Genomic DNA, 19,857 nt, shown 5'->3' with positions numbered 1-19,857 from the left:
CGTTTTTGTTAATGAAAAGGCGTCCTAGGACGCCTTGAGTTATTAAATTTAGCTAATATTACTGTTTATGACTATGTTTTTCACGCTCAATGGCTCGATAACCAATATCATGCCGATAAAAACAACCATGCCAACGAATATTATTAACTTGCTGATAAGCACGTTGTTGAGCCTCTAGGACTGTGTTTCCTAAAGCGGTGACACAAAGAACGCGCCCACCTTTGGTAAACACTTGCCCTTTTTCAAAGCTGGTACCTGCATGAAATACTTTGCAATCTGAAGATGATTCGGTTGGTAATCCAATGATTTCATCTTGCGTATTATAGTCGCCAGGATAACCTCCTGCAGCCATCACAACACCTAATGCTGGTCTAGGATCCCATTTTGATTTTACGGTATCTAAGTTACCATCGACTGCCGCTAAACATAATTTGACTAAATCTGACTGTAAACGCATCATGATCGGTTGTGTTTCGGGATCACCAAAGCGACAGTTAAATTCAATAACTTTGGGATTACCCTCTTTATCAATCATTAAACCTGCATATAAAAAGCCAACATATACATTGCCCTCTTGCGCCATCCCATTGACAGTTGGGTAGATCACTTGATCCATGATTTTAGCAAAAACTTCATCGGTCACAACTGGTGCTGGCGAATACGCTCCCATACCACCTGTATTAAGACCAGTATCACCATCGCCAACGCGTTTATGATCTTGACTGGTTGCCATTGGTTCAACATTTTTACCATCCACCATAACAATAAAGCTGGCTTCTTCACCCTCTAAAAACTCTTCAATAACCACACGGTGTCCAGCATCACCAAAAGCATTGCCTGCCAATATATCGTTTACAGCAGCTTCGGCTTCTTCAAGTGTCATGGCAACAATAACACCTTTACCCGCAGCTAAACCATCAGCTTTGATCACAATTGGTGCGCCTTTCTCGCGAATATAGGCTAGTGCTGGCTCAAGTTCAGTAAAATTCTGATATTCGGCGGTTGGGATGTTATGCCGCGCTAAAAAATCTTTGGTAAAGGCTTTCGAACCTTCAAGTTGTGATGCCGATTTTGTTGGACCAAAGATTTTTAATCCAGCCTTTTGAAAGCTATCAACAACACCAATGACTAATGGAGCTTCAGGACCAACAATGGTAAGATCAATTTGCTCTTGCTGAGCAAAATTCAATAATCCGCTAACATCCGTAGCTTTAATGTTAATATTTTCCAGACCTGATTCAAGTGCAGTCCCTGCATTTCCTGGAGCGACAAAGACTTTTGATACTAATGGTGACTGTGCTATTTTCCAAGCTAACGCATGTTCGCGTCCACCATTCCCAATCACTAATACTTTCATAAAAGATCCTTTATATGCTTCTTCCTTAAGAAGATAACCATGGTAATTTTAATAAATATACAACAAACTAGAAAAACGCATTAATGCCTAAAATGGCGCATGTTGGTAAAAATCATCGCAATATTATGCTCATTTGCAGCTTGGATGACTTCTTCATCACGGATCGAGCCGCCTGGTTGGATTACACAAGTTACCCCAGCTGCTGCAGCCGCATCAACACCATCACGAAATGGGAAAAATGCATCAGAAGCAACAACAGAACCGGCAACCTCTAGATTTTCGTCTTGTGCTTTAATACCAGCAATTTTAGCTGAGTACACACGACTCATTTGACCAGCCCCAATACCGATGGTCATTTTATTTTTTGCATAAACAATCGCGTTCGATTTTACAAATTTAGCCACTTTCCAACAAAATAGAGAATCTGAAAGCTCTTGCTCAGTTGGTTGGCGCTTGGTAACAACAGTTAACTGCTCGGGTGTAATCATACCCAAATCACGCTCTTGCACTAATAGACCGCCATTAACTCGCTTAAAGTCTAAACTCGCTAGCGATGACGTTGACCACTCACCACATTCAAGCACTCGGACATTCTTTTTAACTTGTGTGATAGCCAATGCATCAGCACTAATTGACGGTGCAATAATCACTTCAACAAATTGTTTATCAATGATTGTTTGGGCTGTTTTAGCATCTAACTGCCGGTTAAAAGCAATAATTCCACCAAAAGCGGAAGTAGGATCGGTTTTAAAGGCATTAAGATAAGCATTTAAAATATTATCACTTACAGCAACACCACATGGGTTAGCATGTTTAACTATTACGCAAGCGGGTTCATCAAATGATTTCACACACTCTAGCGCAGCATCTGTATCAGCAATATTATTATAGGATAATTCTTTACCTTGTAGCTGTTTAGCGGTGGCAATCGAAGCTTGCTCAAGATTTTCTTCAATATAAAAAGCCGCCTGTTGATGAGCATTCTCACCATATCGCATATCTTGTTTTTTAATGAATTGAAGATTTAAGGTTCGCGGGAACTCTCCTGCTGGTTTTTCAGTTTCACCATAATATGGTGGAACAAGTTTGCCAAAATAGTTAGCAATCATACCGTCATATTTAGCAGTATGTTCAAATGCTTTTATAGCTAAGCTAAATCGATATTTGAAAGAAAGGCAATTTTGCTGTTTATCTAGCATATCAATGATTGTGCTATAGTCTTGACAATCAACTACGATGGCGACATCTTTATTATTTTTTGCAGCGGATCGCACCATGGTTGGCCCACCAATATCAATGTTTTCTATCGCATCATCTAAAGTACAATTGGCATTAGCAACCGTCTTAGCAAAGGGATATAAATTAACAACCACCATATCTATAGGATCGATCTGATGTTGCTGCATGACTTCGTCATCGATACCTCGGCGCCCTAAAATACCACCGTGTATTTTAGGATGTAAGGTTTTGACTCGTCCATCCATCATTTCAGGAAACCCCGTATAATTGGACACTTCAGTAACTGGAATATGATTATCGATTAATAATTTGGCAGTACCACCAGTAGAAAGGAGTTCAATATTTCTTTCTGATAAGGCTTTGGCGAATTCAATAATTCCCGTTTTATCAGAAACACTAAGTAAAGCACGACGAATAGGACGAAACTGCTGCATGAAAAACTCCGAAATTTATATTCTAAATCCAAGTCTGTAAGTGGCTATTATATATAAAATGAGGAACGATGTTTAGTATTGACTTCTTAAAAAAAATCAAAACATTTGAATTATTTTATTTTGAAAGCGAATAATTAAATATACAACCTTTGTTAATTCCTGATAATTAGAGGTATCTTGATTTGAGATTTTTTACAACTATTGGGGGTTGATATCAATTTTTTTTTCATCCAAACACTATTTATGAATACTCAACTAAAATTGATCTGCTTCCTTGATATTTTGATAGCTACAAAAAAGTGACTTTCGATTATCTTGATATAGTTAAGTTTAGTAATTTTGATAACTATTAGAATTTAATTGCTTTTATGTAGCTAAATTCAGTCTTATAAAAAATCTATAAGAACATTTACTTTAATAAAATGCGAAAAAAGACAACGTTCCGTTCTCTGGTTACCGCATAAATAATTTTTGGTTTATTAAAATTCAATGTCTTATAGAAATGTAGCTACTAAGCTAAAACTTTTTAGCAATTCAGCTATTTTATTTATCATATAGATAAAGCGAATTAACACGTTGGATTTTTCGTTCATTTTGCTCTTGAGTACTATGACGATATTTTTGAGGGCTTAGTCCAATTCTTTTTTTGAAAATTCTCGAAAAATAAAGCTGATCATCAAATCCAATTGTTCGACTAATATCGGCAATATTCAGATTAGTGGTTTGCAATAATAGTTTAGCACGATTTACGCGTTGCTCTTGTCGCCATTCACCAATCGACATACCAATCTGATCTTTAAAAATATGAGCAATTCGAGATGTCGACAAACAAACTTTTTGGGCAACAATGTCAAGCTTAAAGTTGTTTTCATCCAGTGTATCAATTAAATAGTTGCAAACTTGTAGTACTCGTATATCAATTTTAGGATGGTTAGTGCTTGATGTTTCTTGTGCACGACGTATTAAAAATTGCTCTAACATGCTCATTGCTAAATTTTCAGAATAAATTGTACTTGATTGCCCTACCTCGACGATTTTAATGAATAATTTTTCGAACTCATCTTTGACTTGTGTATTAGGACGATAAAAGCCAGTCTTTTTTATTCGATTCTCCCAAGTTAATAAAAACTTCCAGGTTGATTTTGGTCTGAAATAGATCCAAAAATGAAACCAATTGTTTTCATCTTCTTTTCGCCCATATAAATGAGGTTCTTTTGGTGGAAAAAGTACAAAATCTCCTGGATAACAGTTAAATGATTCATCGTTACGATAAATCGTTCCTTGCCCTGCATAAGTAAGATTAATAATGTAGCCATTTAGTCCATTTGGGCGGTCAATAAAGAAATCAAATTTTCCTTCTTTTTCAATCGGTGTTAGTCCAGAAACCAGATGGACATTAAATGAATAACCCGGTAATAAAGGGTCATTTTGTTGTTGATTTGTCATATGTCATCTCCTACTTTTCGAGATTTTTTTATTTTCACATAAAAAATTTTTTTGAGTAGTGACAATTGTGAGATCTTCATCACAAAACAAATTAGGTGTGCAAAATCGTCTATATTTATAGCAATAACACACCTACTTGTTCTATCCGAAATTAATTATTCTCCTAAAAACTCCATTTGATTTTTCTAAGAGGTGTTAGCGGATGAATAAAAAAATAACCATTGGATTAGATTTTGGTAGCGATTCTGTCAGAGCATTAGCTGTCGATTGCCAGAATGGAAAAGAATTAGCTACAGAAGTCGTTTATTACCCACGTTGGGCTAAAGGTCAGTTTTGTGATCCTAAAAAAAATCAATTTAGACATCATCCTCTTGATTATATTGAGTCAATGACTCAATCAATACAATCGGTTGTAAAACAACTTAAATCAGATGCACAAAATGTGGTTGCAATTGGTGTAGATTCAACTGGCTCTACGCCTGCCCCAATTGATGAAAATGGGGATGTTTTAGCTTTAAAACCAGAGTTTATAGATAATCCTAACGCGATGTTTATTTTATGGAAAGATCATACTTCAGTAAATGAAGCGGAAGAGATTAATAACCTTTGCAAAAATGAACTTTATGCAAAATATTTAGAATATTGCGGTGGAGTATATTCTTCGGAATGGTTCTGGGCAAAAATTTTGCATATTTTTCGTCAAGATAATGGCGTAAAAAATGCTTCCGCATCTTGGATTGAACTTTGTGATTGGGTACCTGCTTTATTATCAGGAACAACCGCACCCAATGAGATAAAGCGTGGTAGATGTGCTGCTGGTCATAAGTGTTTTTGGAGCGAAGAATGGAATGGCCTTCCTCCCTATGAATTTTTTGAAAAAATAGATCCACTTTTAGTTTCTGCTTTACCTTATCCTTTATTTGAGAAAACTTATACTGCTGACAATAAAGTTGGAAACATTACCCAAGAATGGGCTGAAAAATTAGGGTTACCACCAACAGTCGTTATTGCGGGTGGTGCATTCGATTGTCATATGGGTGCCGTTGGTGCGGGTGCAAAACCTTATACGTTAGTAAAAGTAATTGGTACTTCTACCTGCGATATTTTATTAGCTGAGCAAACTGTTATTGCTAATCGTTCAATTAAGGGTATTTGTGGCCAAGTTGATGGTAGTGTAATGCCCAATTTTATTGGTCTTGAAGCTGGTCAATCCGCTTTTGGTGATATATATGCATGGTTTCAAAAATTGTTATGTTGGCCATTAGAAAAATTAATTTCAACTTCACCAGAATTGCAATCGACTGTACAAGCTTTAAAAGATAATTTTTTAAGCGATATTGCACAAGCTTGGGACGAAAATCCAAATTTAGATACTATCCCAATCACCCTTGATTGGTTCAATGGTCGAAGAACCCCTTACGCTAATCAACGAATTAAAGGTGTTATTACCAATTTAACTATTTCAACTGATGCCGCCACCTTATTTGGTAGTTTGATTTTATCAACTGCTTTCGGTGCAAGAGCCATAATGGAATGTTTTATTAATCAACATGTGCCAGTTAATGACATTGTAGCATTAGGTGGAATAGCTAAAAAGTCACCCATCATTATGCAAACTTGTGCTGATGTAATGAATAGACCACTAACTGTGGTGAGTTCAGAACAATGTTGCGCATTAGGAGCTGCAATATTTGCCGCCGTATCAGCCAATGTTTATACAGATATCCCAAGCGCTCAAAATAGGATGTCTAGTCAGCTCGAAACCACATTCACCCCTAATGAGAACAGGGTAGAAAAATATCAGGAATTATATGAAAAGTATTTAGTTTGGTCTGCATCGAGTGAACCTAACTATAACGCCTAGTTTTACCAACAATGTGAATAAATTCTAAAGGAGTCCATTATGTTTGTTTATGAAGAATCTGAAATTTGGTTTGTTGCTGGTAGTCAACACCTTTATGGACCAGAAGCACTTGAACAAATAAAAAAGAATATCCAACAGGTAACGGATTATTTTAATAAAGAAGCAAATTTACCAGTAAAGATTATTCTTAAACCACTTGCGACAAAACCTGACGATATATACAACCTTTGTCAGGAAGTAAACTATTCTTCAAAGTGTGTTGGATTAATAACGTGGTTGCATACGTTTTCACCAGCTAAAATGTGGATTAATGGATTAAATCATTTACAAAAACCTCTTTTACAACTTCATACTCAATTTAATGAAGTCGTTCCTTGGGATTCAATGGATATGGATTTTATGAATCTCAATCAAACTGCACACGGTGGGCGCGAATTTGGTTTTATTGGATCTCGTATGCGCCAACCTCATTCTCTGGTAACAGGTTATTGGAAAGATAAAGATGTGCATGATCAAATTGCACGATGGATGAGAGTTTGCGTTGCAATTAATGCAGAAAAAACCATGAAAATTGTTAGATTTGGCGACAATATGCGTGAAGTTGCAGTAACTGAAGGTAATAAAGTTTCTGCACAAATTAGATTTGGTTATTCGGTTAATACCCATGCAGTTGGCGATTTAGTGTCAGTCATTAACTCAATTAATGATAGCCAAATCAATCAATTAATTGATGAATACGAAACACTTTATCAACTCACTCCGGTTGCACAAATTAATGGTGAAAAAAGACAAAATCTAATTGATGCAGCAAGAATTGAATTAGGTATTGAGCAATTCTTAAAACAAGGCAACTATTCTGGATTTACTACAACGTTTGAAGACTTATATGGTATGAAGCAATTACCTGGACTTGCCGTTCAGCGATTAATGGCTAAAGGTTATGGCTTTGCTGGTGAAGGGGATTGGAAAACCGCAGCCTTACTTAGCACTATGAAATTAATGGCAAAAGGTCTTACGGGTGGTACTGCATTTATGGAAGATTATACCTATGATTTTACTAAAGGTAATGAATTAGTTGTCGGTTCTCATATGTTAGAAGTTTGCCCATCAATTATAGATGATGGTGTAAAACCTTTGTTAGATATCCAACATTTAGGTATTGGCAATAAATCTGATCCTGCTCGACTTATTTTTCCATCAAAGCCAGGTTTAGCCATAAATGCAAGTTTGATCGATATTGGTAATCGTTTCAGATTAATCGCAAATGAAATCGAAACAATCAAACAGCCTTATACACTACCAAGATTACCTGTAGCTTGTGCAGTTTGGAAACCAAAACCATCACTTAATGTATCTGCTGAAGCATGGATTTTAGCGGGTGCTGCACATCATTCAGTTTATACCCAAGCACTTTCAATGGACTACTTTAGACTTTATGCACAACTGCACAATATTGAATTATTAGTTATTGATGGTGACACGCGAATTAATGATTTTAGAAATGAATTACGTTGGAATGAGATTGCCTATTGTAATCCCTATGCTTGATAACTTCATTTTAATTTAATAATTGGAAATATTTTTTCCAATTATTTCCAAAATTACAGAATAAAAGGGTAAAAAAGATGAGTATAAATACGCTTCAAGCGACAAGTGAAATGGCAAAAGATTCTGCCAAAAAGATGACTTTCTTAATTGGCTTTTCTGCTGCAATGGCGGGATTATTGTTTGGTTTGGATATTGGTGTTATTGCAGGAGCTTTACCATTCATCACAATTCAATTTGAATTAACAACTCAACTACAAGAATGGGTAGTAAGTTCTATGATGTTGGGTGCCGCTTTAGGAGCATTGTCTAATGGGTGGTTATCTTTTTATTTAGGAAGAAAGTATAGTTTATTAGCGGGAGCCTTGTTTTTTATTGTAAGTTGCTTTGGATCTGCTTTAGCACCAAATGTAGAAGTACTGCTGATTTGGCGAGTTATTTTAGGTTTTGCCGTTGGCATCGCATCATACACAGCACCACTGTATCTTTCTGAAATGGCCCCAGAAAATATTCGGGGGAAAATGATTGCCGCTTATCAGCTTCTGGTAACAGTTGGTATTTTGGTAGCTTTTTTATCTGATACTTATTTTAGTTACACCGGTAATTGGCGAATGATGCTGGGTATTATTTCTGTACCAGCAATTATTTTATTTATTGTTGTTATTTTTCTGCCTAATAGTCCTAGATGGTTGGCATCAAAAGGACGATTAAATGAAACTGAGCAGGTTTTAAAATCGATCCGTAGCGATCCTCAAAAAATTAAGCAAGAATTTAATGATATTAAAGACAGTTTAAAAGAAAAACAGGAAGGATGGACACTGTTTAAGGTAAATAAAAATGTTCGCCGAACAGTTTATCTTGGTATGGCTTTACAAGCGATGCAACAGTTTACCGGAATGAATATCATTATGTATTACGCACCTAAAATTTTTAGCCTTGCAGGCTTTGAAAGTACACAACAACAAATGATTGCAACAATAATTGTCGGGTTGACCTTTGTATTAGCAACATTTATTGCAATTTTTACGGTTGATAAACTGGGCCGAAAACCAATTCTAAAAGTTGGATTTGGTATTATGGCTTTAGGTACTTTGATATTGGGTATTTGTTTGCAACTCATTGAAAATGGTAATGCATCATCACTCACGTCCTATGCTGCAGTGGGTATGGCGATTATGTGTATTGGTGGTTATGCAATGAGTGCAGCACCTGTTGTGTGGATTTTGTGTTCTGAAATACAACCCCTTAAAAGTCGTGATTTTGGTGTAACTTGTTCTACAGCTACAAACTGGATCTCAAATATGATTATTGGCGCAACGTTCCTTACATTATTAAATAATATCGGTGTTGCACAAACATTTTGGTTATATACCGGCATGAATGTTTTATTCATTTTCATTGTTATTTTCTTTGTGCCTGAGACAAAAAATATTTCCCTCGAGCGTATCGAAAAAAATCTGATGTTAGGTAAGAAATTGTGCCATATCGGTGATGATTATTAACAATAATTAATCCATTAAGGACAATGCTGATTGGTATTGTCCTATATGAACAGTCGTTTTTTCTATTCATATTATTAAACAGGATGCTTGGTATGTTTACTCAATTAAAAGAACGCGTTTTAGCCGCAAATTTATTATTGCCTTATTATCAACTTGTAACGTTTACATGGGGAAATGTATCAGAAATTGATAGAAATAATGGTGTCATTGCCATTAAGCCATCTGGCGTTCCTTATGATAAACTGACAACACAAGACATTGTCATAATTGATCTTGATGGAAAGAAAATTGAAGGTAAGTTGAATCCTTCAAGCGATACCCAAACGCATATTGAACTTTATAAAACGTTTGAACAAATTGGCGGAGTTATTCACACTCATTCCCGAAATGCAACAATTTGGTCACAAGCTGGTTTAGATATTCCTGCTTTAGGAACTACTCATGCAGATTATTTTTATGGTGATATTCCTTGTACTCGCTTATTAACATCAACTGAAATAACTAATAATTATGAACTCAATACGGGGAAAGTCATAATTGAGGAGTTTAATAAACGCAATATTGATGTTATGGCAATACCTAGTGTGCTTGTGTCTGGGCATGGTCCTTTTGGATGGGGAAAAAATGCTGATGACGCCGTACATAATGCGGTTGTTTTAGAAGAAATTGCTGCTATGGCATTAGCGACTCGCAATCTGAATGTCGGTATAAAAATCCAACAAGAATTATTGGATAAACACTATTATCGTAAGCATGGTAAAAATGCCTATTATGGGCAAGTTTAAATATTTAATAAAAAATCATTTAAATAGTAGTCGATTCTTTAACTAATAAAGATATTATAAATATAGATTGATTAACTTTCGGATAATAGGATTAAGTATAGCAATTAAAATTTTAAGGAATTAATAATCAAAAAAACACAACTTCTAAGACTATTTGATAGATAAAAAAATCAGGCAAAATATATGCCTGATTTTTGTTTGACTAAGTTTGGTTTAATCATCACTATAACCTAAGCTACGCAACGCGCGCTCATCATCGGCCCAACCCGCTTTAACTTTAACCCAAAGCTCTAAATGTACTTTGTTGTCAAAAAATGATTGCATATCTTTGCGGGCTTCTATACCGATTTTTTTGATTTTTTCACCTTTGTTGCCAATGACCATTTTCTTTTGACCATCTCTTTCAACTAATATTAAGCCGTTGATACGATACATTCCATTACGTTCATCAACTTTGAATTGCTCAATTTCGACAGTGACTGAGTATGGCAACTCATCACCTAAAAAACGCATTAACTTTTCACGAATAATTTCGGAAGCCATAAATCGTTGAGATCGATCGGTGATATAATCTTCAGGAAAATGATGTTCGCCTTCTGGCAAATGTTTTTTGACAATTTTCCTTATAATATCAACGCCATCACCTTTTTCAGCGCTAATTGGCACTACATCAAGAAAATTAACTTTTTGGCTGATTTCTTGAATATGCGGTAATAGTTGAGTTTTGTCGATAACGTTGTCAATTTTATTAATTACCAACAATACTGGGCATTTGCAATCTTTAAGCTTGTTGGCAACCATTTCATCGTCATCATTCCAATGTGTACCTTCAACGACAAAGATTACTAATTCGACATCACCAATTGAGCTACTTGCAGCACGATTCATTAAACGATTAATCGCTCTTTTTTCTTCGATGTGTAAGCCCGGAGTATCAATATAAATAACCTGATCATTATCTTGAGTATCAATACCAACAATACGGTGACGTGTTGTTTGCGCTTTACGCGATGTTATAGAAACTTTTTGGCCTAGTAGTTGATTTAATAATGTTGATTTACCTACATTTGGTCGACCTACTATGGCGACAAATCCACAATGTTGTGTTGTTTTTGTCATTTTATACCTAATTGATTAAGTGCTTCTTGAGCAGCTGCTTGCTCGGCTTTGCGACGGCTTAGACCTCGCCCTAAATATTCACGGCTATCATTCTCAAGTTTGCATTGAATTAAGAATTCTTGCTCATGATTATCACCTGTTACTTCAAGAATTAAATAACATGGGCGCTCACAATGAATGCCTTGCAGATATTCTTGTAAGCGTGTTTTGGCATCTTTTTGTTTAATACCAGGTTGAATTTTATTCAATCTGGTTTGATACCACGTCAAAATTAAACGTCGTACCGTTTCGATATTGCTATCTAAATAAATAGCACCAATAATAGCTTCGACGGCATCAGAAATAATCGAGTCACGACGAAACCCGCCACTTTTTAACTCGCCTTGACCAAGAATAAGATAATCACCTAATTTAAATTCTTTACCCATTTCAGCCAGTGTTTGCCCACAAACAAGTGTTGCACGCATTTGACTCAAATCACCCTCATCTTGTTTGACAAAACGTTCATACAGTTCATTAGCAATCACAAAGCTTAAAATTGAATCACCTAAAAACTCTAAACGTTCATTATGCAATTTGTTAGCACTTCGATGAGTAAGTGCCAATTCTAATAAAGATAAATTATTAAATTGGTAACCAATTGATTGTTGTATTTGATTAAACTTTTTCATTATCATTGCAATTAATGTATACCACCAATACGGCTAAATCGGATGCCTGTTGGCCATTCATCTGGTTGTTTCTCAAAACTGATCCAAATTGCTGTTGCACGTCCAACAAAATTCTGTTCAGGTACAAAGCCAAAATAACGACTGTCACCACTATTATCTCGATTATCACCCATCATAAAATAGTGATCTTTAGGTACTATCCATGTAGCAATTGGTTGTCCATTTTGGCGATAAAAATAATTAGGATCCTCATGTGAACCTTGAGTGGTTAAAATTTCATGAGGTCTATCGCCTAACGTCTCTTGTTGTATATTCATATTAAGTAAGAAAACAGATTGAGAATTAACAATACCTTTATCTGCACATTGCTCTAATGTATAAAAATTCGGACTTGTTTTAAACTCTTGATGTACTTCTTTCCAATTGCTTGGTTGTGGTTGCGTATAATGTAAGTCCAATGGTTCAGATTTTTGCCCACCCACACAATTTGTGTCATTAGTTTGACAAGCAGGATAAATCAGTACTTTCTTCTCTTTAACAAGATATACTATTTTATCGCCTGGCATTCCAACGACACGTTTAATTAGATCCATTTGAGGATTATTTGGATGTTTAAATACAGCGACATCACCTCGTTTAGGGTGACCTGTAGAAATTAATACTGTATTAGTAATAGGATCTCTTAATCCATAAGAATACTTTTGAACTGCAATAAAGTCACCAATAAGTAAAGTTTGCATCATAGAACCTGATGGTATTTGAAACGGTTCAAATAAAAATGAACGAATCACAAATACAACAAATAAAACAGGGAAGAACGATGATATACTTTCAACCCAACCTTTGGGTTTACCTACTTCTGCAAGTATTTTTCCATCAATTTCGCCATTATGTTGCTTGCGAATCTCTTCAACTTTTCGTTGTCTTGCAGGTTTCCACCTAAATTTTTCTAAAAACCAGAAGATTGCAGTAATCAATGTCGCTACTGTTAATATGATGGCAAATGTTCCAGCCATTTTTTACCTCTTTAACTGATTAATCTTTTCCCACGTGTAAAATGGCTAAAAACGCTTCTTGTGGTAACTCAACATTACCAACTTGTTTCATGCGTTTTTTACCTTCTTTTTGCTTCTGTAAAAGTTTCTTTTTACGGCTAACATCACCGCCATAGCATTTGGCTAATACGTTTTTACGTAATTGTTTAACCGTTGAACGAGCAATAATATGATTACCAATAGCGGCTTGAATAGCGATATCAAATTGTTGACGAGGAATGAGATCTTTCATTTTTTCCACTAATTCTCGTCCACGATAAGGTGCATTATCTCTGTGGGTAATTAAGGCTAATGCATCAACACGTTCACCATTAATTAATACATCTAATCGAACCATATCAGCAATTTGGAATCGTTTAAAACTATAATCCAATGAAGCATAACCGCGAGAAGTAGATTTTAATTTATCAAAAAAGTCTAAAACTACTTCTGTCATTGGAATTTCGTAAGTCAATGCAACTTGATTACCGTGATAAACCATATTAGTTTGCACACCACGTTTTTCAACACATAACGTGATTACATTACCTAAATAGTTTTGTGGAACCAATATATTACATTCGGCGATTGGTTCTCGTAGTTCTTGAATATTATTTACCGCTGGAAGTTTAGACGGACTATCAACGTAAATAATTTCATTTGAAGTTGTTAAAACTTCATAAACTACTGTTGGTGCTGTGGTAATAAGATCAAGATTATATTCGCGCTCCAGACGCTCTTGTATGATCTCCATATGTAATAAACCAAGGAAACCACAACGAAAACCAAATCCTAAAGCACCAGAATTTTCTGGTTCATAAAATAGTGATGCGTCATTCAAACTTAATTTGCCCAATGCATCACGGAAAGCTTCATAATCATCAGAGCTTGTTGGAAATAAACCAGCATAAACTTGCGGTTTAACCTTTTTAAAACCAGGTAATGGTTTATCTGCTGGACTTTTAGCTAAAGTTAAAGTATCACCAACGGGTGCTCCTAAAATATCTTTAATGGCACAAACTACCCAGCCAACTTCACCACAATTTAAAGTATCTTTATCAACTTGCTTAGGCGTAAAAATACCAAGACGGTCAACATTATAAGTCATACCTGTACTCATAACTTTAATTTTATCGCCTTTGTGTAATTCGCCATTTTTGATACGAATTAAAGATACGACCCCTAAATAGTTATCAAACCATGAGTCAATAATAAGTGCTTGTAGTGGTGCATTTGAATCCCCCTCTGGTGGTGGAATATCTTTTACTAATTGCTCCAATACATCCGCCACGCCTACCCCTGTTTTGGCAGAACAACGAACCGCATTACTTGCATCAATACCGACAATATCTTCAATTTCTTCAGCTACACGCTCAGGTTCTGCCGCAGGTAAATCAATTTTATTAAGCACGGGAACAACTTCTAAATTCATATCTAAAGCCGTATAGCAATTTGCAAGGGTTTGAGCTTCAACACCTTGTCCTGCATCAACAACTAATAGTGCGCCTTCACATGCTGCAAGTGAGCGAGAAACTTCATAAGAAAAGTCTACATGTCCAGGGGTATCGATAAAATTAAGCTGATATGTTTGACCATCATTTGCATGGTAATCTAACGTAACACTTTGCGCTTTAATTGTAATACCACGTTCACGTTCAAGATCCATTGAATCAAGAACTTGCGCTTCCATTTCACGATCAGAAAGTCCTCCACAAATTTGGATAATACGATCTGAAAGCGTTGATTTACCATGGTCAATATGAGCAATAATTGAAAAATTGCGGATATTTTTATTCATATCAATAAATTATATTTTATGTTTTAGTTATATACTGTTAATTACCCAGAATGTTATTACCAAAAATAACAGGTTAGATAATCACGAAAAATAGAAAAGGCACATTTTACACATTAATAACTGCGAAGCATAGTGTTATCGAAAGTTTTGCGATTATTTCTCAACAATATTTTGGGCAATACGCTCAATAGTAACTTTAGGTAGATTACCAATAATAATAATATTTTTATTATTAATGTTTGTCGAAAAAATAGTCCGATCACCTTGCGTAATAAGCTGATTTAGCTGGCTTGATTGTTCCGAAGATACATTAACGGTAAATGAAAAAACACCATCAGAAAACAATTTAGTGGCAATATCAGAATTATAAAAATTAACATTATAGGCCGCAATTTCTTTAAATCCTCTAGGTAACCATGCTAAGCGCCAAACTTCTAATATGTCATTTTGTTTTTCAATTGATAATAAGATAGGATAATTGCGACTGTCTATATATTCTTTAATCTCTTTTGGATCGAATTTTTCGTCTAAATTAACCACTTTTTGTTGACTTATGATTTCACCATTTTGATCAAGCAAGTCAATTCGAAGAGGCAAAAAATTTTCATCATCAATCCAAATAATATAACTATAACGATCTTTGTCTTTAGCAATCATTTTTACTAATTGAGCACTACGATTAGCTGTTCTGGTTTTACCTAATAAAATAAAATCATAAACATCAACCAATTGGTTGAAATCATTATAAATCACATCGGGAAAAGCTTCAGTAATACGTGGACTGGTAATAGAAAAAGAGGCACTATCTGGTTGAAAATAACTCGTTACACCATTATTCAAAATAATTTCTTTCGCAGGACCTTCAAGATAAAGCAATTGAGCTTTGATATCATTTTGCTTTTCTGATCCTAAATGAGAATATTCATAAGTGGTAACGTATTGATCTTTATCTTGAGAAAGCAAATGAATTTGGTAAGTACTCGTTTTAACAGCTTTGTGCATACTATTCATCAATAGTAAAGCTTTATCGTTGTTTTCCGAATAGGCAGATAAAGTAAATAGCATCAAGAACAGAGTAACGATAAATTTTATACTCTGTTTGAGTTTAGATGTATTTAAATAAAATAAACAATTCATAAAAAATTAATGAGCATTTAGTCTTTTTTGTAACTCATAATCCTGTACAAGCAATCTAATTTTATCATATTGTCTTTTTTCGAGTAATTGTTGGTCGTTATGTTGTTGGATACCACCAACAGGCGCAACATTGACTCCAACCGGTAAAGTATTCAATGTTGGAGCGCCATTTATATTATTTGATTGTCCTTGCTGATATTGAACACCAGCAATAATTGCTAACGTAACACAAGCCGCCAATCCAACTTGACTGACTTTTGCCACTGCATCTTTTACACGATCCCAAAATAGATTTTCAGCTTTTGGTATAGTGACTTCATGTGGGATTGGCTGATCTGCCATTTCAAAATATAAGTTTTCATCAGCAATAGCCTGAGCAACTTGATTTGAAATATCTAAAGTTAACGTACTACTGTGCAGCTCACCACGCATAGCGGATCTTACAACATGGTAGCGATGCCAACATGACTGTAAATCTTCATCTTTTGATACAGCATCAATGAAATAATCATCTTTAAGCTCACCATCCATAAGGGATGAAAGTTGCTGTTTCTGTTCTGTTTGCATAGTAGATACCTTAATTTTATAGCTACTTTAAATTAAATGATTTAATCAGTTATTAATGGTTTAATCTTTTCATCAATAATATCACGAGCTCTAAAAATACGTGATCTTACTGTACCAACAGGTGTACTCATAATTTCGGCAATTTCTTCATAACTTAAACCATCAATTTCGCGCAATGTAATGGCAGTTTTTAAATCATCGGGTAATGCTTCAATTGCTTCAAATACCACTTTTCCAACTTCTTTTGAAAGCGCTAAACTCTCTGGATTATCAATATCTCTTAAAGATTCTGCACTGTCATAACTTTCGGCTTCACTTGCATCAATGTCTGATGAGGGAGGCCGACGTCCCTGAGAAATTAGATAATTTTTTGCTGTATTAACAGCGATTCTGTACAACCATGTATAAAATATACTTTCACCTTTAAATAGGCTTAAAGATCGATAAGCCTTAATAAAAGTCTCTTGCACAACATCTGGAACTTCAGAAGCTGAAACGTAGCGAGAAACCAAATGAGCGAGTTTATTTTGATAACGAACAACAAGCAAATTGAACGCATTTTTATCCCCATTTAATATGCGATCAACTAATACTTGGTCTGTTATTTGCTCCCCCATTAAAGGCCAACCCTCACTATGTTAATAACTGCTTGTGGCCCAAAAAATGTGCTTACTAACAGTTAGATTGTTAAATTCGTAAAAAGTTCCCATTTATTTTAATAGAAATATAAGTTTTTTTCATATCAAAATACCTTTAAAACATTTTTTACAACAAATAATATTGATTTATTGAGCTTTTTATAAAATAACTTAACTTTACAGATCAGTTTTAATTCAATAAATAGATCTCTCGTTCACCAGCATTATTATAAGTTATTTGATAAAATTGCGGTAGATTGAAATTGACAGAACTACTCGTAGTAAAAGTAAATCTATCATCAGATAAAACATAAAAATCATTAATGGCTTTGACCATATTTTCTCTATTGCCGTTACAATTTCGATATATTTCTATTTGATTATGTTCATTTAAAATATAGAGATCAAACCCAATGTCAGTATCTTCGAAAAAGAACTGAATTACGCCTTGGTAGGCTACACTGTCTATTTCTTTAGGCAGTTCATTTGTTTCATCTAATATATTTAATGGTCTTCCTTGAGCCTTATTATTAGATACTGCACCGTAAAAATCAATGGTATTTTCAAATTGATGAAGTGAGACACCAAGTCGTTCAAAAAATAGATACCAAGATGCGCCATCAATTCTTAAAGGTTTAACTTGCGTTAAATTATTTATCGTAGAACTTAATCGCAGTTCTATGCAATCATCCATCAACTTTTTTATTTGTTGTTTAATTTGGCTATTTAAACATTGACTGTAACAAAATATTTCCATTGAATTTGGTAAATCGGCATCTTTATGCATTCGGTTAAGTAACGCTTTAATAGCTTCTAGAACACATAATTTACCATTAAAATGTAAAACACGAATTTCATTCCAAGAATTACGGTATAGTAAGTCTATCGATCCAACTAAGCTTAATTCATTTTCACCATAATTTAATACATTCGAATTAAATTCATCTTCTAAGTTTAAATTAGATGTAGGATCGTTTTCGAGATTTAAAATGATGGCTAAGTGACGTATCTCACAGGGTCCATAAAGTTGTTCTTCCGTTGCTGTTGGAACATTAATAGGAAAATATGCTTTTAGATCTTTAATAAATTTGGTTATTTTAGTCTTATCCCGATCTTCACCATTATGATAATAAAACTCTGTTGAGTCATAAATCATATTATTAAAATAACACCAACTAACTAATTTAACCAAATATTTACTATATTCTATATATTGGTGACCAATAATGTCATTTAAAACTGGTTTTTGTTTATACACATACCAACCGGAGCGATTTATTCTATCTTCTTTAACATAAATAAAAGTAAGTGTATCTTCTTGTAAATTATTAGAAATATTGAGTTTTAATGTGGTAATTTTACCAGGCAATACTTCAAAAGAAGCATAAAGTTTACGTGTTAATATCGCTAAGTCTTGTGGACTAATTAGTGAATCTAAATTATTACGACGACCAAAATTCAGTAAATTGCGATAACCTGTCATCATAGTCTGTAATAATATTTCGTGTATTTCACGAACTTGTTCTATCTTCCAAGTATTACTGGCATCTAATTTAGCAATGAACTCTTTACTCCATCCCCATTGTTTCACTAAATCATCTAGAACTTTTCGACGCCACGATGGCAAACTAGTGGAAACAGATAATTGTTCATTAACTTTTAGATAAAAACACGTTCTAATCAGTTCTAATCGTGCAAAATCTTCAATTTCAACTAAGTAATGAGTTAACCTTTGCAAAAGCATATAGTACGAATCTAAATAGCAACCTTGATAAATTTCTGCCTTTTGAATATAACTTCGCATCTCATAAGCGATTGGTTTATTTTCAGGGTAAATCCATGAATAAGCTTCGAGTAATAACGTTTTCAATACGGCTTTAAATGGCGAATCAATACTTTTATAAAGTTGCCATAAGCTAGCACCAAAGTATTCTTCTGCAGATAATCCAGTTAATGAACCAAAATCAATCCATTCATCACGTATGATAATATTTTGTTCGATTAATGCTTGAACACACTTTTCATAAGTCGGATATTTGGTGTTATTGATAGTTAAATCGCTAGGCACTGCAAACCACAATAATAATTTACCTGCTAATAAGTTAGCCGAACGATAAAACTCTTCTAACAATAATATATGTTGTGCCGAACCACAATTTTCACCGATTAAACATTCATGATGTTTATTGATAAAGCGATCTACATCTACAACAAATAAGGTTAATTTAATCCCTAATTCTTTTGCCCATTGCTCAATTAAACGACATTTTTTTTGTAAAGATGACTTTCGATCTGCTGATAAATTATTTTCAATACAAATCCAAATATCCAAATCTGATGCAACTGATTGTCCAATTGAGCATGTACTTCCCATTGAATACAGGGCGGAAATGTCAGATTTGACAGTTGTTAATGGAGCAATGAAATTAAAATCATTTTGTAATTGAGTAGAAACGGTTTCAGAAATTTCATAACAAGCAATACCCGTAGGCATATCTTCATTTAGATAGCCTGGAAGTTTAGGATCATGAAAGTGAAAAAGAGCCGGCAGAAACGAAAAAACACGTTGAAATTCTTCTGACATAGCATTCAGAGCACGTTCATGTTTCAATAAAGCAAGATCTTTAAGTTGTTTTTTTATGTTGTTAATATAATATTGCATGGCATTATTCAAGTAAAACACGTGTACTACTAACAAACAATTTCAATCTAACATTTTCT

Annotated in this window: 15 protein-coding genes; 4 read left to right on the top strand and 11 right to left on the bottom strand. The window is 34.5% G+C overall.

All coding sequences use genetic code 11. From position 1 onward, the window contains the following. Positions 1–58: 58 nt before the first annotated feature. The 3 genes from purD to araC all read right to left on the bottom strand — a co-directional run bounded on the left by purD (position 59) and on the right by araC (position 4,476). On the bottom strand, positions 59–1,357 hold the full coding sequence (gene purD / locus A9G17_RS10960) for a phosphoribosylamine--glycine ligase (RefSeq protein WP_065738734.1): 1,299 nt from the start codon (positions 1,355–1,357) through the stop codon (positions 59–61). Positions 1,358–1,437: 80 nt separating this feature from the next. Next, positions 1,438–3,030, bottom strand: a complete 1,593-nt coding sequence (purH, locus tag A9G17_RS10955; RefSeq protein WP_065738733.1) for a bifunctional phosphoribosylaminoimidazolecarboxamide formyltransferase/IMP cyclohydrolase — start codon at positions 3,028–3,030, stop codon at positions 1,438–1,440. A gap of 543 nt (positions 3,031–3,573) precedes the next feature. Further along, positions 3,574–4,476 carry an arabinose operon transcriptional regulator AraC gene (gene araC, locus A9G17_RS10950; protein ID WP_065738732.1) on the bottom strand — a complete coding sequence of 301 codons (903 nt, stop codon included), beginning with the start codon at positions 4,474–4,476 and terminating at the stop codon, positions 3,574–3,576. Between the two features lie 202 nt (positions 4,477–4,678). On the opposite strand from araC, the gene A9G17_RS10945 reads away from it, so the two are divergent. The 4 genes from A9G17_RS10945 (at position 4,679) to A9G17_RS10930 (ending at position 10,172) form a co-directional block, all read left to right on the top strand. Beyond that, the gene (locus A9G17_RS10945) at positions 4,679–6,340 is read left to right on the top strand and encodes a ribulokinase (RefSeq protein WP_065738731.1); all 1,662 of its coding nucleotides are present in this window, start codon (positions 4,679–4,681) and stop codon (positions 6,338–6,340) included. A gap of 39 nt (positions 6,341–6,379) precedes the next feature. After that, on the top strand, positions 6,380–7,888 hold the full coding sequence (araA, locus tag A9G17_RS10940) for an L-arabinose isomerase (RefSeq protein WP_065738730.1): 1,509 nt from the start codon (positions 6,380–6,382) through the stop codon (positions 7,886–7,888). A 110-nt stretch (positions 7,889–7,998) separates the two neighbouring features. Then, positions 7,999–9,387, top strand: a complete 1,389-nt coding sequence (locus A9G17_RS10935; protein ID WP_256114245.1) for a sugar porter family MFS transporter — start codon at positions 7,999–8,001, stop codon at positions 9,385–9,387. A 92-nt stretch (positions 9,388–9,479) separates the two neighbouring features. Beyond that, entirely contained in the window at positions 9,480–10,172 is a 693-nt protein-coding gene (locus A9G17_RS10930) for an L-ribulose-5-phosphate 4-epimerase (RefSeq protein WP_065738728.1), read from the top strand. Positions 10,173–10,385: 213 nt separating this feature from the next. On the opposite strand, the gene era is transcribed toward A9G17_RS10930, so the two are convergent. From era to A9G17_RS10890, 8 genes are all read right to left on the bottom strand, one after another. Next, positions 10,386–11,291 carry a GTPase Era gene (gene era, locus A9G17_RS10925; RefSeq protein WP_065738727.1) on the bottom strand — a complete coding sequence of 302 codons (906 nt, stop codon included), beginning with the start codon at positions 11,289–11,291 and terminating at the stop codon, positions 10,386–10,388. Then, on the bottom strand, positions 11,288–11,965 hold the full coding sequence (rnc, locus tag A9G17_RS10920) for a ribonuclease III (protein ID WP_370528779.1): 678 nt from the start codon (positions 11,963–11,965) through the stop codon (positions 11,288–11,290). Before rnc ends, era begins: the two co-directional genes overlap by 4 nt. A gap of 8 nt (positions 11,966–11,973) precedes the next feature. After that, positions 11,974–12,978, bottom strand: coding sequence for a signal peptidase I (gene lepB, locus A9G17_RS10915; protein ID WP_065738725.1), 1,005 nt, complete (start codon positions 12,976–12,978; stop codon positions 11,974–11,976). A gap of 19 nt (positions 12,979–12,997) precedes the next feature. Continuing rightward, positions 12,998–14,794, bottom strand: coding sequence for a translation elongation factor 4 (gene lepA / locus A9G17_RS10910; protein WP_065738724.1), 1,797 nt, complete (start codon positions 14,792–14,794; stop codon positions 12,998–13,000). Between the two features lie 153 nt (positions 14,795–14,947). Next, the gene (locus tag A9G17_RS10905; RefSeq protein ID WP_172398386.1) at positions 14,948–15,796 is read right to left on the bottom strand and encodes a MucB/RseB C-terminal domain-containing protein; all 849 of its coding nucleotides are present in this window, start codon (positions 15,794–15,796) and stop codon (positions 14,948–14,950) included. Between the two features lie 141 nt (positions 15,797–15,937). Continuing rightward, a complete protein-coding gene (locus tag A9G17_RS10900) occupies positions 15,938–16,498 on the bottom strand; it encodes an RseA family anti-sigma factor (RefSeq protein WP_065738722.1) in 561 nt (186 codons plus the stop codon). A 41-nt stretch (positions 16,499–16,539) separates the two neighbouring features. Continuing rightward, the gene (gene rpoE, locus A9G17_RS10895; protein WP_065738721.1) at positions 16,540–17,115 is read right to left on the bottom strand and encodes an RNA polymerase sigma factor RpoE; all 576 of its coding nucleotides are present in this window, start codon (positions 17,113–17,115) and stop codon (positions 16,540–16,542) included. Between the two features lie 211 nt (positions 17,116–17,326). Beyond that, positions 17,327–19,819 carry a class I adenylate cyclase gene (locus tag A9G17_RS10890; protein ID WP_141677588.1) on the bottom strand — a complete coding sequence of 831 codons (2,493 nt, stop codon included), beginning with the start codon at positions 19,817–19,819 and terminating at the stop codon, positions 17,327–17,329. Positions 19,820–19,857: the final 38 nt, after the last annotated feature.

The organism is Gilliamella sp. wkB7, from assembly GCF_001693435.1.
In the GTDB taxonomy this organism is placed as follows: Bacteria; Pseudomonadota; Gammaproteobacteria; order Enterobacterales; family Orbaceae; genus Gilliamella; species Gilliamella apicola_N.
This window is presented reverse-complemented; position numbering and strand designations above follow the sequence as displayed.